12 protein-coding genes and 1 pseudogene are annotated in these 14,473 nt (G+C 65.5%); 5 read left to right on the top strand and 8 right to left on the bottom strand.

Going from position 1 to position 14,473, the window contains the following annotated elements:
• Nucleotides 1-345, bottom strand: a pseudogene (locus G3N97_RS28350) (pilus assembly protein PilM); the annotation flags it as partial.
• Nucleotides 346-660: 315 nt separating this feature from the next.
• Here G3N97_RS28350 and G3N97_RS28345 point away from each other — a divergent pair.
• A complete protein-coding gene (locus G3N97_RS28345) occupies nucleotides 661-3,093 on the top strand; it encodes a penicillin-binding protein 1A (RefSeq protein WP_205996304.1) in 2,433 nt (810 codons plus the stop codon).
• A gap of 78 nt (nucleotides 3,094-3,171) precedes the next feature.
• Here G3N97_RS28345 and cyaY read toward each other — a convergent pair whose 3' ends face one another.
• Nucleotides 3,172-3,489: an iron donor protein CyaY gene (gene cyaY / locus G3N97_RS28340; RefSeq protein WP_065062754.1), complete on the bottom strand. Its 318-nt coding sequence runs from the start codon at nucleotides 3,487-3,489 to the stop codon at nucleotides 3,172-3,174.
• Nucleotides 3,490-3,542: 53 nt separating this feature from the next.
• Between cyaY and G3N97_RS28335 the strand changes: the two genes are divergently transcribed.
• Both G3N97_RS28335 and lysA read left to right on the top strand, forming a co-directional pair.
• Entirely contained in the window at nucleotides 3,543-3,866 is a 324-nt protein-coding gene (locus tag G3N97_RS28335; RefSeq protein ID WP_241030877.1) for a lipoprotein, read from the top strand.
• Between the two features lie 23 nt (nucleotides 3,867-3,889).
• Nucleotides 3,890-5,161: a diaminopimelate decarboxylase gene (gene lysA / locus G3N97_RS28330; RefSeq protein ID WP_205996302.1), complete on the top strand. Its 1,272-nt coding sequence runs from the start codon at nucleotides 3,890-3,892 to the stop codon at nucleotides 5,159-5,161.
• Nucleotides 5,162-5,265: 104 nt separating this feature from the next.
• Here the strand turns inward: lysA and msrQ are convergent, their stop codons facing one another.
• From msrQ to G3N97_RS28305, 5 genes are all read right to left on the bottom strand, one after another.
• Nucleotides 5,266-6,000, bottom strand: coding sequence for a protein-methionine-sulfoxide reductase heme-binding subunit MsrQ (gene msrQ, locus G3N97_RS28325; protein ID WP_346778132.1), 735 nt, complete (start codon nucleotides 5,998-6,000; stop codon nucleotides 5,266-5,268).
• A gap of 19 nt (nucleotides 6,001-6,019) precedes the next feature.
• A complete protein-coding gene (msrP, locus tag G3N97_RS28320) occupies nucleotides 6,020-7,042 on the bottom strand; it encodes a protein-methionine-sulfoxide reductase catalytic subunit MsrP (RefSeq protein WP_205996300.1) in 1,023 nt (340 codons plus the stop codon).
• Between the two features lie 173 nt (nucleotides 7,043-7,215).
• Complete coding sequence (ccsB, locus tag G3N97_RS28315) at nucleotides 7,216-8,436, bottom strand: c-type cytochrome biogenesis protein CcsB (protein WP_205996299.1); 1,221 nt, start codon at nucleotides 8,434-8,436, stop codon at nucleotides 7,216-7,218.
• Between the two features lie 74 nt (nucleotides 8,437-8,510).
• Nucleotides 8,511-10,757: a cytochrome c biogenesis protein ResB gene (locus G3N97_RS28310; RefSeq protein ID WP_205996298.1), complete on the bottom strand. Its 2,247-nt coding sequence runs from the start codon at nucleotides 10,755-10,757 to the stop codon at nucleotides 8,511-8,513.
• Between the two features lie 116 nt (nucleotides 10,758-10,873).
• The gene (locus G3N97_RS28305; RefSeq protein ID WP_205996297.1) at nucleotides 10,874-11,548 is read right to left on the bottom strand and encodes a c-type cytochrome; all 675 of its coding nucleotides are present in this window, start codon (nucleotides 11,546-11,548) and stop codon (nucleotides 10,874-10,876) included.
• 236 nt (nucleotides 11,549-11,784) lie between these two features.
• Between G3N97_RS28305 and yihA the strand changes: the two genes are divergently transcribed.
• Complete coding sequence (yihA, locus tag G3N97_RS28300) at nucleotides 11,785-12,456, top strand: ribosome biogenesis GTP-binding protein YihA/YsxC (RefSeq protein WP_205996296.1); 672 nt, start codon at nucleotides 11,785-11,787, stop codon at nucleotides 12,454-12,456.
• 447 nt (nucleotides 12,457-12,903) lie between these two features.
• Nucleotides 12,904-13,902 (top strand): porphobilinogen synthase, encoded by a 999-nt coding sequence (gene hemB / locus G3N97_RS28295; protein ID WP_065062772.1) that lies wholly within the window; start codon nucleotides 12,904-12,906, stop codon nucleotides 13,900-13,902.
• Between the two features lie 118 nt (nucleotides 13,903-14,020).
• On the opposite strand, the gene G3N97_RS28290 is transcribed toward hemB, so the two are convergent.
• The coding region (locus tag G3N97_RS28290) for a thioredoxin fold domain-containing protein (RefSeq protein WP_205996295.1) at nucleotides 14,021-14,473 on the bottom strand (453 nt) is incomplete at its 5' end.

Raw genomic sequence — 14,473 nt, 5'->3', positions numbered from 1 at the left:
CGCCGTCGACCCGGACGACGGCACGAGTCGCGCGAGCGGAACCGTCGCCAGCAGACGCGCCCCCGACGTCCGCTCGAACGCACAGCGCAGTCCGGCCTGGACGCATGCACGACGCAGCGCGCCGAACCGCTCGCGCAGCGCCGCCGCCAGCCCTGCACGGTCGGCGATCTCCGCGCCCGACAGCACCTCGCGCCCCAGCGGCGCACGCGCCAGCCACTCGATGCGCAGCGGACCGCCGCCGAACAGCGGCTCGCTGAGCACGACCAGCGTGATGCCGCGCGCGCTCACGTCCACGCCAGCGGCATGACGGCGAGCATTCAACAACAGCGGATTGAGCAGGCTCATCGCATTTCTCCCGTGTGCTTTGCGCCGCGAACCGTTCGTGGCGCGTTGCTGGGATTGTGCGAAGCGTCCGCTCGCGCGAACACTCGGCCAGATGGCCAATCTCGCAGCGAATCCGACCGGGATGCTTCTCCGCGCCATGAGACGCGGCTAGAGTGAGCAATCTGTCGTGAGCCATCTGTCCCGCTAGCGTCCGCCCTGCACCTGCGCCGTTCACCGGCCGCGACGCTGCACGACCCGCCTCAAGCCGTGCGTAAGCTTTCCGAAAGCACGCGAGGCGGGCGGCTATAATCGCGGGACTGTTTTTCCGGTAACCGTATGCAAGACGTCCAGCCTCCCTCGTCCGCTCCGTCCACCCCGCCGGAGCCGCCCGCCCCGACCCGGCGCAAGCGGCCCTGGTGGGTCAAGCTGCTGATCGGTTTCGTCGTGCTGATCGCGGGCGGCGCCGCGTGCGTCGCGCTCGTGCTCGGCTACGCGCTGATCGTCGCCACGCCGAATCTGCCGTCGCTCGACGCGCTCACCGACTACCGGCCCAAGGTGCCGCTGCGCATCTACACGCGCGACCACGTGCTGATCGGCGAATTCGGCGAGGAGCGGCGCGACATCGTCCATTTCCAGGACGTGCCGGACAATCTGAAGAAAGCCATCCTCGCCATCGAGGACGCACGCTTCTACGAGCACGGCGGCGTCGACCTGACCGGCATCGCGCGCGCGGGTATCGTCGCCCTGACGAACGGCCATGCGTCGCAGGGCGCGAGCACGATCACCATGCAGGTGGCGCGCAACTTCTTCCTGTCGAGCGAAAAGACCTACACGCGCAAGATCTACGAGATGCTGCTCGCCTACAAGATCGAGTCGAAGCTCTCGAAGGACCAGATCCTCGAGGTCTACATGAACCAGATCTATCTGGGGCAGCGCGCCTACGGCTTCGCGAGCGCCGCGCGCGTGTACTTCGGCAAGGATCTGAAGGACCTCACGCTCGCCGAATGCGCGATGCTCGCCGGGCTGCCGAAGGCGCCGTCGGCGTATAACCCGGTCGTCAATCCGAAGCGCGCGAAGGTGCGTCAGGAATACATCCTCGAACGCATGCTGGAGCTGCACTACATCACGCAGCAGCAGTACGACGACGCCGCGGCGCAACCGCTCGTCGTGAAGGGCCAGGGCAAGGAATTCAGCGTGCACGCGGAGTACGTGGCGGAAATGGTGCGTCAGATGATGTACGCGCAGTACCACGAAGAGGCCTACACGCGTGGTCTGAACGTGGTCACGACCATCGATTCCGCCGACCAGGACGTGGCTTACCGCGCGCTGCGCAAGGGGCTGATGGATTACGAGCGGCGTCACGGCTATCGCGGTCCGGAAGCCTTCATCGACCTGCCCGCCGACGCCGACGACCGCGAACAGGCCATCGACGACGCCCTGATCGAGCATCCCGACAACGGCGAACTCGTGGCGGCCGTGGTCACCTCGGCGAGCCCGAAGGAAGTCCAGGCCACCTTCATGGACGGCAACACGGCCAGCATCACCGGCGACGGCCTGCGCTTCGCGCAGTACAACCTCTCCGCGCGCGCGCAGCCGAGCCAGAAGATCCGCCCGGGCGCGATCATCCGCGTGGCGCGCAACAACGCGGGCGAATGGTCGATCACGCAGTTGCCGCAGATCGAAGGCGCGTTCGTCTCGGTGGTGCCGCAGGACGGCGCGATCCGCGCGCTGGTGGGCGGCTTCGACTTCAACAAGAACAAGTTCAACCACGTCACGCAGGCGTGGCGCCAGCCGGGTTCGAGCTTCAAGCCGTTCATCTATTCGGCGTCGCTCGACAAGGGGCTCGGGCCGGCCACGATCATCAACGACGCGCCGCTCTTCTTCAGCGCGGCGGAAACCGGCGGCCAGGCGTGGGAGCCGAAGAACTACGGCGGCGGCTTCGACGGTCCCATGACCATGCGCACGGCGCTCATGAAGTCGAAGAACCTCGTGTCGATCCGCATCCTCAACCACATCGGCACGAAGTACGCGCAGCAGTACATCACGCACTTCGGCTTCGACGCCGAGCGTCATCCGGCCTATCTGCCGATGGCGCTGGGCGCGGGCCTCGTCACGCCGCTGCAGATGGCGGGCGGTTACGCCGTGTTCGCGAACGGCGGCTATCGCGTGAATCCGTATCTGATCGCCGAAGTCACCGATCAGCGCGGCATGGTGGTCGCGCAGGCGCAGCCGCTCGTCGCGGAGCAGAACGCGCCGCGCGCGATCGATCCGCGCAACGCGTACATCATGAACAGCCTGCTGCAGAGCGTGGCGCAGCGCGGCACGGGCGCGAAGTCGAACGTCCTCAAGCGCACCGACCTGGGCGGCAAGACCGGCACGACCAACGATTCGCGCGACGCCTGGTTCGCGGGCTATCAGCACACGCTCGCGGCCATCGCGTGGATCGGCTACGACAATCCGCGCAGCCTCGGCGACCGCGAAACCGGCGGCGGCCTCTCGCTGCCCGTGTGGATCGACTACATGCAGAAGGCGCTCAACGGCGTGCCCGAGTACAAGATGCCGATGCCCGACGGCATCGTCACGCTCGGCGACGAGCTGTATTACGCCGACGCCACGCCGGGCCACGGTTTCGTTTCCACGGTGGGCATCAGCCAGGCGGCGCTCGACGCGGCGGCCAGCGGCGCGTCGGCGGGTTCCGCCGAGGCCGCGCCTGCCGAGGTCAACGCGCAGGAGAAGGAAGACATCATGAATCTGTTCCGCAAGCACTGATTCATGCCGCTGCTGCAAACGCAAAACGGGCACCCGAGGGTGCCCGTTTTTTCATGGTGCGGCCGCGCTAGCGCGACTTCACGGCGTGAACGTCACCGTCTCGCCCGCCTGCTCCGTCGCGTACGCGGTGAGCGCCGAGAAGAACTCGGTGCCCGTGCGCGTGTCGAGCCACTGCTCGTCGATGAAGCGGTAATGGAAACCGCCCGCTTTCGCGGCGATCCAGATCTCCTTCATCGGCGGCTGCAGATTCACGATGATCTTCGAGCGGTTCTCGAATTCGAGTGTCAGAACGTTGCCGCTACGCTCGAGCTCGATATCGGCTCCGCTCGCGTCGACGCCGCGCTCGACGGCCGCCAGCACGGCCTCCGCGCGGCTCAGGTAGTCACTATCTGCCATGCTAAACTCCACCGGTTAATCATTCAGGGACAATTATGCGTGTCAATTCCAGGATGCGCGCACTGGCATCCCGCATCTCGGCGTCCGGCGCGATTCTAACGGCTTTCGCGATCGGCGCCGCGTCGCTCGCGGGTTGCGGCCAGAAAGGGCCGCTCTACATGCCCACGGTGCCGCCGCTCCCGCAGAAACCGAATTTCGAAACGCAGCCCGACGACAACGCGCAAGCCCTGCCGAACGCGGCCTCGGGCGCGCAGGCCGGTTCGGTGCCCGATACCTCCGGCACGCCGCTGTCGCTGTCGACCGACCCTGAACTGAATTCCGCGCCCGCGGCCGCCAGCGGCGCGCAAGCGGCCTCGGCCGCCGCGCCCGCTCAATAGCACCGACTCAACCAGACGCTCGCATGACCCAGCCCGCTTTTCATCGTGTCGACGGCACGCTTTTCGTCGAAGGCGTGTCCGCCGCCGACCTCGCCGCGCAGTACGGCACTCCGCTCTACGTCTACTCGCGCGCCGCGCTCAGCAGCGCATGGCACGCCTACGCCGACGCCTGCGCGAGCCGCCGCGCGAGCGTGCACGTCGCCGTGAAAGCCAACAGCAATCTCGCCGTGCTGAACGTGTTCGCGCGCGAAGGCGCGGGCTTCGACATCGTGTCGGGCGGCGAACTGGCGCGCGTGCTGGCCGCCGGCGGCAAGGCGCAGAACACGGTGTTCTCGGGCGTGGGCAAGCATGCCGACGAAATGCGCGTGGCGCTCGAAGCGGGCGTGAAGTGCTTCAACGTCGAATCGATTCCCGAACTCGACCGCCTGAACGCCGTCGCGGGCGAACTGGGCAAGAAGGCGCCGGTTTCGCTGCGCGTGAACCCGGACGTCGACGCAAAAACGCATCCGTACATTTCCACGGGCCTGAAGTCGAACAAGTTCGGCATCGCCTTCGAAGACGCGCGCGCCACCTATCGCGCGGCCGCGGCCATGCCGAATCTGCAGGTCGTGGGCATCGACTGCCATATCGGCTCGCAGATCACCGAAGTCGCGCCGTATCTCGACGCCATCGACAAGGTGCTCGAACTCGTCGACCAGATCGAGTCGGACGGCATCGCGATTCATCACGTCGACGTGGGCGGCGGTCTCGGCATCCGCTACGACGACGAAACGCCGCCGGATATCGGCGCGTTCGTGCGCACCGTGCTCGACCGCATCGAAGCGCATGGCGCGAAGACCGGCAAGTCGCGCGAAGTCTGGTTCGAGCCGGGCCGCTCACTGGTCGGCAACGCGGGCATCCTGCTGACGACCGTCGAATTCCTCAAGCCGGGCGCGGAGAAGAACTTCGCGATCGTCGACGCGGCCATGAACGATCTGGCGCGCCCCGCGATGTACGAGGCGTATCACGCGATCGAGACGGTCGCGACGCCGGCGGGCGAAGCCAAAACGTGGGACATCGTCGGTCCGGTGTGCGAGAGCGGCGACTGGCTGGGCCGCGAGCGCACGCTCGCGATCGAACCGGGCGACGTGCTGGCGATCCGCTCGGCGGGCGCGTACGGCTTCGCGATGAGCTCGAACTACAACACGCGTCCGCGCGCCGCCGAGATCATGGTCGACGGTGCTCGCACGCACGTCGCGCGCGAGCGCGAAACGGTGCCGCAACTGTTCGCGGGCGAGCATCTGCTGCCGGATTGATTGCACTGACCTGATCGTCGGGCTGTGTTTCCGACGGCATGAAACGAAAAAAGCGACGCCGCGTGCGTCGCTTTTTTATTGCGCGGGCGTCGAACCCGCGGCGCTCAAGCCGCGCGCGTCGGCCCGCCCGCCTTGAAGCGCGCGACGAGCCACGCGCCGATCCGCCAGCCCAGCAGCGCGAGCATGATCGCGCCGTAGAGCTTCGGCAGCGCGAGATCGTGCTTGCCCGCCTTCATCCACCAGAAATGCAGGATCGCGAGCACGCCGATCGCGTAGATCAGCCGGTGCAGCGTCTGCCAGCGGCGGCCGAGCTTGCGCGCCATCGCGCGCGTCGAGGTGACGGCGAGCGGAATCAGCAGCACGAAGGCCGCGAAACCCACCGTGATGAAGGGCCGCTTGCCGACGTCCTTGAGCATCGCGGCCACGTCGAACCATTTGTCGAACCAGATGTAGGTCGTGAAGTGCAGCGCGGCGTAGAAGAACGCGTAGAGGCCGAGCATGCGCCGCAAGCGCACGAGCGCGGTCCAGCCCGTGAGACGGCGCAGCGGCGTGACGGCCAGCGTGATGCAGAGGAACACGAGCGTCCAGAGGCCCGTCGAGCGCGTGATGAATTCGATCGGATTCGCGCCCAGCCGGTCGGTAAAGCCGAACAGCACGATACGCGCGAGCGGATACAGCGAAGCGACGAACACCGCGCCCTTCATCCACGGCAGCCACGGCAGCCAGCGCGGACCGCTCGCGGCGCGGGCTTTCGCCTGCGCGGACGGCGCGCCGCCGACGCGTCGCCCGGCGGCTTCGGTCGCGTCCTTCGCTTCGTTGGCCTCGCTGGTCGAATTCACGTTGTGCTCCATCGCGTGCTCAAAAGTTCTTGCGCAGATCCATGCCCTGATACATCGACGCGACCAGATCGCCGTAGCCGTTGTACATGAGCGTCTTGCGCTTGGGCGTGAAAAAACCGTCCTCGCCGATCCGCCGCTCGGTCGCCTGGCTCCAGCGCGGGTGATCGACGTTCGGATTCACGTTCGAAAAGAAGCCGTACTCGTTCGACGCGTAGGTGTTCCAGCTCGTCGGCGGCTGCTTCTCGACGAAGCGGATCTTCACCAGCGACTTCGCGCTCTTGAAGCCGTACTTCCACGGAATCACCACGCGCACCGGCGCGCCGTTCTGGTTCGGCAGCACCTGCCCGTAGAGCCCGACGGTGAGCAGCGTGAGCGGATTCATCGCTTCGTCCATGCGCAGGCCTTCGGAATACGGCCAGTCGAGAATCGGCTCGGCGAGGCCCGGCATCTGCGAGCGGTCGGCGAGCGTGATGAACTGCACGTATTTCGCGTTGCCAGTCGGCTGCGCGCGCTTGACCAGCTCGGACAGCGAAATGCCGATCCACGGAATCACCATCGACCAGCCTTCCACGCAGCGGTGGCGGTACACGCGCTCCTCGAGCGGCGCGATCTTGAGGATGTCGTCGATGTCCCAGACCTTCGCGTTCTTCACCTCGCCTTCCACGCTCACCTTCCACGGGCGCGGACGCAGCGTGCCGGCGTTCTGGGCCGGATCGCCCTTGTCGGTGCCGAACTCGTAGAAGTTGTTATAGGTCGTCACGTCCTTGTACGGCGTGGCCTTGTCGGGCGCGACGAACTTCGGGTTGGTCTTCGCGGCCAGCTTGATCGCTTTCGGGTCGCCCGGCGCGTATTCGGCGAACGCCTCGCGCGCGCCGCCCAGCAAGCCGAACGCGCCGATGCCGCCCGTCATGCCGCCGAGCGCCAGCGCGCCGGCCGCCTTCATCACTTTCCGGCGCTGTTCGAACACTTTTTGCGGCGTGATCTCGCTTGCGGCGATGTCGTCGCCGGTGAGGATGATCCTGCTGCTGTGCTTCGTCCACATGATGTTGCCCTCGTCTGCGGCCCTGCCTGAGTGTCGGCTCGCCCCGCCCGTGCGCGGTGCGTTGCCCTGCATCCGGGCAAACGCACACGCCGCACAATCCTTCCCGTCCGACGAAAAAAAACCGCCGGAGCGCGTGGCGTCCGGCGGTTAGTTCGTTGTGCGGCGAAGACCGGTTACAGCTTGCCGTAACTATGCAGCCCCGAGAGGAACATGTTCACGCCGAGGAACGCGAAGGTCGTGACCAGCAGGCCCGTGAGCGCCCACCAGGCGGCCACGCCGCCGCGCAGGCCCTTCATGAGGCGCATGTGCAGCCAGGCGGCGTAGTTCAGCCAGACGATCAGCGCCCAGGTTTCCTTCGGGTCCCAGCTCCAGTAGCCGCCCCAGGCCTGCGCGGCCCACAGCGCGCCGAGAATCGTGGCGATGGTGAAGAACGCGAAGCCGACGGCGATCGACTTGTACATGACGTCGTCGAGCACCTCCAGCGCGGGCAGGCGGTCCGCCAGCATGCCGCGCTCCTTCATGATGTAGGCCACGCCGACCATCGCCGAGAGCGCGAAGCTGCCGTAGCCGATGAAGTTCGCCGGCACGTGGATCTTCATCCACCAGCTTTGCAGCGCGGGCACGAGCGGCTGGATCTGCTGCGCGTCGCGCGAGATCGAGTACCACATCAGGAAGCCCACGGCCGCGCTGATCACGAGCAGCACGAAGGCGCCGAGCGCGCGCGTGTTGTAGTGCTTTTCGTAATACAGGTAGAACAGCGCCGTGATCAGGCTGAACAGCACGAACACTTCGTAGAGGTTCGAGATGGGAATATGGCCGACGTCCGCGCCGATCAGGTAGGACTCGTACCAGCGCACCATCAGGCCCGTGAAGCCCATCAACACGGCCGCCCAGGTCAGCTTCGAGCCGATCGAGCCGCCCGAGGGCGAGCGCGAGAGCAGACCGATCCAGTAGAACAGCGTGGCGAGCACGAACAGCGCGCTCATCCACAGAATGGCCGACTGGCTCGAGAGGAAGTACTTGAGGAAGAACGCCTGGTCGGCGCGCGCGAGGTCGCCCTGATAGATCTGGATCGCGCCGATCGACATCACGGCGATGCCCGCCATCAGCAGGCGCGCCGGTTTCCAGCGCCAGCCGAGCACGACGAGCGCCGGCACCGTGCCGCACATCACGAGCTTGTCGTAGTAGTTCATGTGCGCGTGGTAGCGCGACAGCGCGAAGCCCGCGCCCGCGACCAGCGCCAGGGCGAACAGCCAGTCGACCAGCGTCAGGCGGCGCAGGAAGGGGCGTTCGTCGAAGAAGTCGTCGGCGGGCAAATCGTGCGCCGCCGTCTGCACCGCGGCGCGGTCTGCGCGGCGGGCCTTTGCGGATGAGGAAACCTGAGTCAAGTCCATGGGCTTACCGGTGTTGATCGTGAATGTCCGTGAAGCGCGCGCAAAACGTGGAAAGCGCGCAAGGATCGCGAGGATCAAGGTGCACGGTCCGTCCCGCCTTCGTTTGCGTTGCGGTCCGCCTGAGCGTGAGCTTCGGCGTCGGCATCGTCTTCGGCGGCCTGCGCTTTCGCGCCGAGCGCGCGCGCGACAGCTTCGCGGGTACGGGCAAATTCCTTCTCGAAGTCGAGTGTACGGCGCGCGGTTGACATCGCCATGATGACGTTCACGCCGCCGCCTGCTTCGCCATTCCGGTCCTTCAGCCAGAACCACAGACGCCGCTCGCGCACGTAGAACATCGAGAAGATGCCGAGCACGAGCAACAGGCTGCCAAGATACACGACTTTTTTGCCCGGTGCGCGCGTCAACTGAAATACCGAAGCTTGCACCTGCTTGAATGAATCGAGCTGTAGATAGACGGGCGATCCATACAGAAAGCTGTCGGATACCGCGTTGATCGCGTCCTGAACGAAGCGCGCCGAGTCGGCGTCCGGCTTCAGATCGGGCTCGCCGGCCTGCTCGCGCGCGAGCTGCCAGAGATCCCACGACGCGCCTTCGAGCATGCGCAGCAAGAGGCCCGCGGCCTTCTCCTGCTGGTCTTTCGGCACCGACTTGTCGATGAACGCCGCGACCGCCTGGAAGCCGCCCTGCTGCGCTTTCGGCGCGCCCTGGGTCGAATCGTCGGCGCCCGCGAACAGGGTCAGCACGCGCAGCGCGCTGTCTTCGAGATGCTGCTGAAGCTCGCGATTCGCTTCGGGGACCGAACGCACGGCGAAGCGGTGCGCCGCCTGGGCGCGCAGCGCCGGGTCCTCGTAGGCCGCGCGCAGCATCATCCATTCCTTCATGGTGCCGCCGCTGTCGGCCGGGATGCGCAGGTAACGGAACGGATCGTCGGGGTTCTCGCGCATGCCCGCGAGGAACATGCGCTCGCCGTTCACGTCGACGGGCAGCATGTAGTTGTTGTACTCGCGCGCCTGGCCGTCCTTGTCGCGCACCTTGTATTGCACCGACGGCCCGACGTTATGCAGATCGAGCGGCTTCGAACTCTTCGCGCCCGAACCGAGACGCTCGTCGAACGCCTCCTTGAGCGTCTGGTGCGCGACGCCGCGCGCGTCGGTCTGACCGCTGCCGTTCGAGATGTTCTCGACGTTGATGGCGCGGAAATCGGCGAACTCGATGGTCTGGCCGTCCACGCCCGGCACGCTCTGGCCCGCGGGCAGCTTGAGCGGCGCCGAGTTGCCGATCGTGCCGCCGAACGGGAAGCTCTTCGCGCTCGCGCCGTTCATCGGCCAGGCGGTCATCTGCATCTGCGAGCCGCCGTCCTGGAAGCTCGACTGGTAGATCGACACGCCGTCGTACGTGAACGGCTCGTTCACCTCGATGCGCGCCGGAATGCGCTTGCCGGTCTGATGATCGATCACGACGATGTCGCTCGCGAACAGCTTGGGCATGCCGGTCGAGTAGTAATCGACGATGAACTTGTTGAGCTGGATCGAGAACGGCAGGTCCTGAATCAGCGAGCCGTCGGGCTGGTTCAGGATGGCCGTGGAAACGAACTGGCCTTCGGGCACCCACGCGTAGCCGCGGAAGGTGGGATTCGAGGCCGAGAGGCGGTGTTCGGGCGAGATGTCGTTGATGACCGCGTTGCTGCGGATCGGCGACTTGTCGAACAGCCACATCTGGAATTTGATCGGCAGGTTGCTGTCGAGCAGGCCGCCGATGCAGATCACCACGATCGCAAGGTGAGCGAAGATATAGCCGATCTTCGTGAGCGCGCCGCGCTTGGCCGCGATCAGCGTGGCGCCGTCGGTCTCGCGCGTGACGAAGCGGTAGCCGAGGCGGCCCGCCAGCTTGCTGAGCGTGGCGGCGGTCTGCTCGCGCGTCGCGCCTTCGAGCGCGAACTCGCCCTTGTGGTGGAAGGCGCGCAGGCTGCCTTCGCGCACCTTGTCCTTCCAGCTCTTCATGTCGGCGATCATCTTCGGGCCGTTGCGGATCACGCACAGCGAGATCGACACGACGAGAAAGCCGAGGATCGTCATGAACCACCACGCGCTGTAGACCGTGTAGAGGCTCAGCGAGCGGAAGATGTCGGCCCAGAACGGACCGAACTGATTGACATAGTTGGGATAGGGGTCGTCCTGCGTGAGCACCGTGCCGATGATGCTCGCGATGGCCAGCACGACCAGCAGCGCAATGGCAAAACGCATCGAACTGAGCAGCTCGATGGCGCTTCTCACCGCCTTCTGGCGGACATTCAACTGCAGACCCTGCGTGGTGACGCTCATTCAAACTCCGCTTCGAGTGCGCACGACGTGCGCGCTTACAGCAAAAAAGGGTGCAGGACCGCCGCATGCGCGCGGCGCCCACACCCTTTTCTTGTTCTTCGACTCCGGCGAAACGGTCAATGCAGACCGGCCGCGTAATCCGCCACCGCCTTGATCTCGTCGTCGGACAGACGGTGCGAAATCGTGTGCATCGGCTCGTTGTTGTTGCGCGTGCCCTGCTGGAAAGCGGTGAGCTGCGTAACGAGATACTCCGACCACTGGCCCGACAGTCGCGGATACTGGATCGGAATGCCCTGCCCGGTCGGACCGTGGCAGGCAGCGCAGGCAGGCACGCCTTTATCGGCGATACCGCCACGCCAGATCTTCTGGCCAAGCGGCACGGTCTTCGCGTCGTGGGCGAAGCCGGGCTTGGGCGTCTGCGACGCGAACCAGGCGGCGACGTTGATCATATCCTGATCGGACAGCGCCGATGCGAAGCCCGCCATAATCGCATTATTTCGCGCAGGGGGCTTGCCGCCGGGTTGCGGCTTGAAATCCTTGAGCTGCTTGACGAGGTAGTCGGCGTGCTGGCCGGCGAGCTTCGGATAGGCGCCGCCCGCACTGTTGCCATCGGCCGCGTGACAGGCCGCGCACACCTGCGCCGCGATCGCCTGCCCCCGCGCGAGGTCCGGTTTCGCCGGGGTTGCCGGGTCCGCCGCCATCGCTATCATCGACACCCCTGCTGCAAGACCTGCCGTTATCGTAACAATCGCAAAATTGAGTACTTTCAGGGACTTGCACAGTCGATTCATTCGCGCACCTTGTTTCGTCTTGTGGGAATCAGGTTCTGCAATGTACGACAGCGACCGATCTCGCTCGAAAGGCCCGCGCCGGCCTCACGGGTATTCAGTAAACCGTCGCATTGTACAATAGCGCGCAAGGCGCAACCGCGCCAATCGGGCCTCTCCCCGATATCTCCATATCGTTCCCGGGCGTCTCCGGGCGAGGCAGGCCAGCCGCCTCGTTATTTCATAATGTGGTCCTACAGATGGCCTTCCTGCTGCATCAAGCCCGTTTCTTCACGACGGTGAATCACCTGCGCGACCTGCCCGCCACGGCGCGGCCGGAAGTGGCGTTCGCCGGCCGTTCGAATGCGGGCAAATCGACCGCGATCAATCTGCTGTGCAACCAGAAGCGCCTCGCCTTCGCGTCGAAGACGCCTGGCCGCACGCAGCACATCAACTACTTCTCGGTGGGTCCGGCCGACGAACCGTCCGGCTATCTGGTCGACCTGCCCGGCTACGGCTATGCGGAAGTGCCGGAAGCGGCGAAGCAGCACTGGCAGCATCTGCTGTCGGTCTATCTGCAGACGCGCGCGCAGCTGAGCGGCCTCGTGCTGATGATGGATGCGCGCCGTCCGCTGACCGAACTGGACCGCCGCATGATCGAGTGGTTCGCGCCCACCGGTAAGCCGATTCACGCACTCCTGACGAAATGCGACAAATTGACGCGTCAGGAAAGCGTGCTGGCGCTGCGTTCGACGAACAAGGCGTTCGACGAATACCGGCAACAGGGCTATCAGGGCAAGCTGAGCGCGCAGCTCTTTTCGGCGCTCAAGCGCGTGGGGCTCGATGAGGCGCATGCCGTCATCGAAAGCTGGATCGTGCCCCCGGACAACGCGGCCGACGCCGACGAAACCGCCCCCAAAGCCGGCGCATAAGCGCGTATCGGTAACTTCGACTTTCCGGCGCAGGCCCCGCGCATCAACGCCGCGGGGCGCGCCGCCGCCATCCGGCGGCCCCTTCCCGAACTTTCTTCGTGCCAACGTGCGGCGGCCCACATAAGAGCTGCCCGCATCGTCATGCGCGACGTCGAAAATATGCGCAATGCACGATTCTGGCTGCGCATAAAAAAACCCGCCGTAATTGCCGGCGGGCTAAACAGCCTTATCGAAAAACGACAGGCACCCGCTCAGGGAGGAGAAGCGGGGAGTCTGGCGCAAGGCGCCTCGCTCGATCGGTATGATATACCATTGTCCTGAAAAGTTTCCTGCGCCCAGGGCGTGGTTCCATTTCAAGCAATTGCAGACGCTTGATCAACGCGTTGCCAACGTGCGACCCGCGCAATTGCCGCAGCTTTGCAGCCCCGATTCGAGATATCCGCCGACATGAGCTTCTATCCGCATCACCGTCCGCGCCGCATGCGCCGTGACGACTTCTCGCGCCGCCTGATGCGCGAAAACCTCCTCACCACCAACGATCTGATCTACCCGGTGTTCGTCATCGCGGGCGAGAACGTGCGCGAAGCCGTGCCGTCGATGCCCGGCGTCGAGCGCGTGTCGATCGATCTGCTGATGGGCGTGGCCGAGCAATGCGTCGAGCTGGGCATTCCGGTGCTTTCGCTCTTCCCCGTGGTCGACCCGTCGCTCAAGACGCCCGACGGCATCGAAGCGACCAATCCCGACGGCGTGATTCCGCGCGCCGTGCGCGAACTCAAGAAGCGCTTCCCCGATCTGGGCGTGCTCTGCGACGTCGCGCTCGACCCGTACACGAGCCACGGCCAGGACGGCGTGCTCGACGAGAACGGCTACGTCATCAACGACCAGACCATCGAGATCCTCGTCGCGCAGGCGCGTGCGCAGGCCGAAGCGGGCGTCGACATCGTCGCGCCTTCGGACATGATGGACGGCCGCATCGGCGCGATCCGCGAGATGCTCGAGAGCGAGAACCACGTCCACACGAAGATCATGGCCTACTCGGCCAAGTACGCGTCGGCGTTCTACGGCCCGTTCCGCGACGCGGTGGGTTCGGCGTCGAATCTCGGCAAGAGCAACAAGATGACCTACCAGATGGACCCGTCGAACTCGGACGAGGCGCTGCGCGAAGTGCGTCTCGACATCGAGGAAGGCGCGGACATGGTGATGGTCAAGCCCGGCATGCCGTACCTCGACATCGTGCGCCGCGTGAAGGACGAGTTCCGTTTCCCGACCTACGTCTATCAGGTGAGCGGCGAATACGCGATGCTCAAGGCCGCCGCGCAAAACGGCTGGCTCGATCACGACAAGGTGATGATGGAATCGCTGCTCGCGTTCAAGCGCGCGGGTGCCGACGGCATCCTGACGTACTTCGCGCTCGACGCCGCGCGACTGTTGCGCGCGCAGAAGTAAGCGACGGAAATAAGCGACGCTCGCGCAGCGTTCAGATACGAAAAAGCCCCGGTTTTCCGGGGCTTTTTTCATGGGCGCAACACGGTGAGTCTTGTCGCTCCAACCGCTCTGACCGCGCTTATGTACTCGCCGCAGGCGCGACGCGATCGAGGCGCGCGAGGAATTTATCGGCGTTCTCGTAGCCGACCACGCGCAATACTTCGTTACCCTGAGCATCGAAGAAGATGATGCCAGGCGGCCCGAACAGGCCGAAGCGCTTGAGCAGCGCCTGATCGTCGGGACTGTTCGCCGTCACGTCGGCGCGCAGGAGACCGAGCTGCGCGAGACGCGCCTGCACGCGCGCGTCGCTGAACGTGAACTTCTCCATTTCCTTGCAGCTCACGCACCAATCCGCGTAGAAGTCGAGCATCGCAGGCTTGCCCGCCGACTTGAGCGCCGCGTCGAGTTGCGCCGACGAACGCACGGGCGCGAACGCCAGCGCATCCGCGCCGTTCGCGGGCACGCCCGATGCCGCGCCGGCGACTGCATCGCTTGCCCCACCCGCGCGCGCGGCGAGCACCGCGAGCGGACG

This window comes from Paraburkholderia sp. Ac-20347, assembly GCF_017104805.1.
GTDB lineage: Bacteria > Pseudomonadota > Gammaproteobacteria > Burkholderiales > Burkholderiaceae > Paraburkholderia > Paraburkholderia tropica.
The sequence above is the reverse complement of the archived record's forward strand: the minus strand, read 5'-3'. Positions and strand labels throughout refer to the sequence as shown.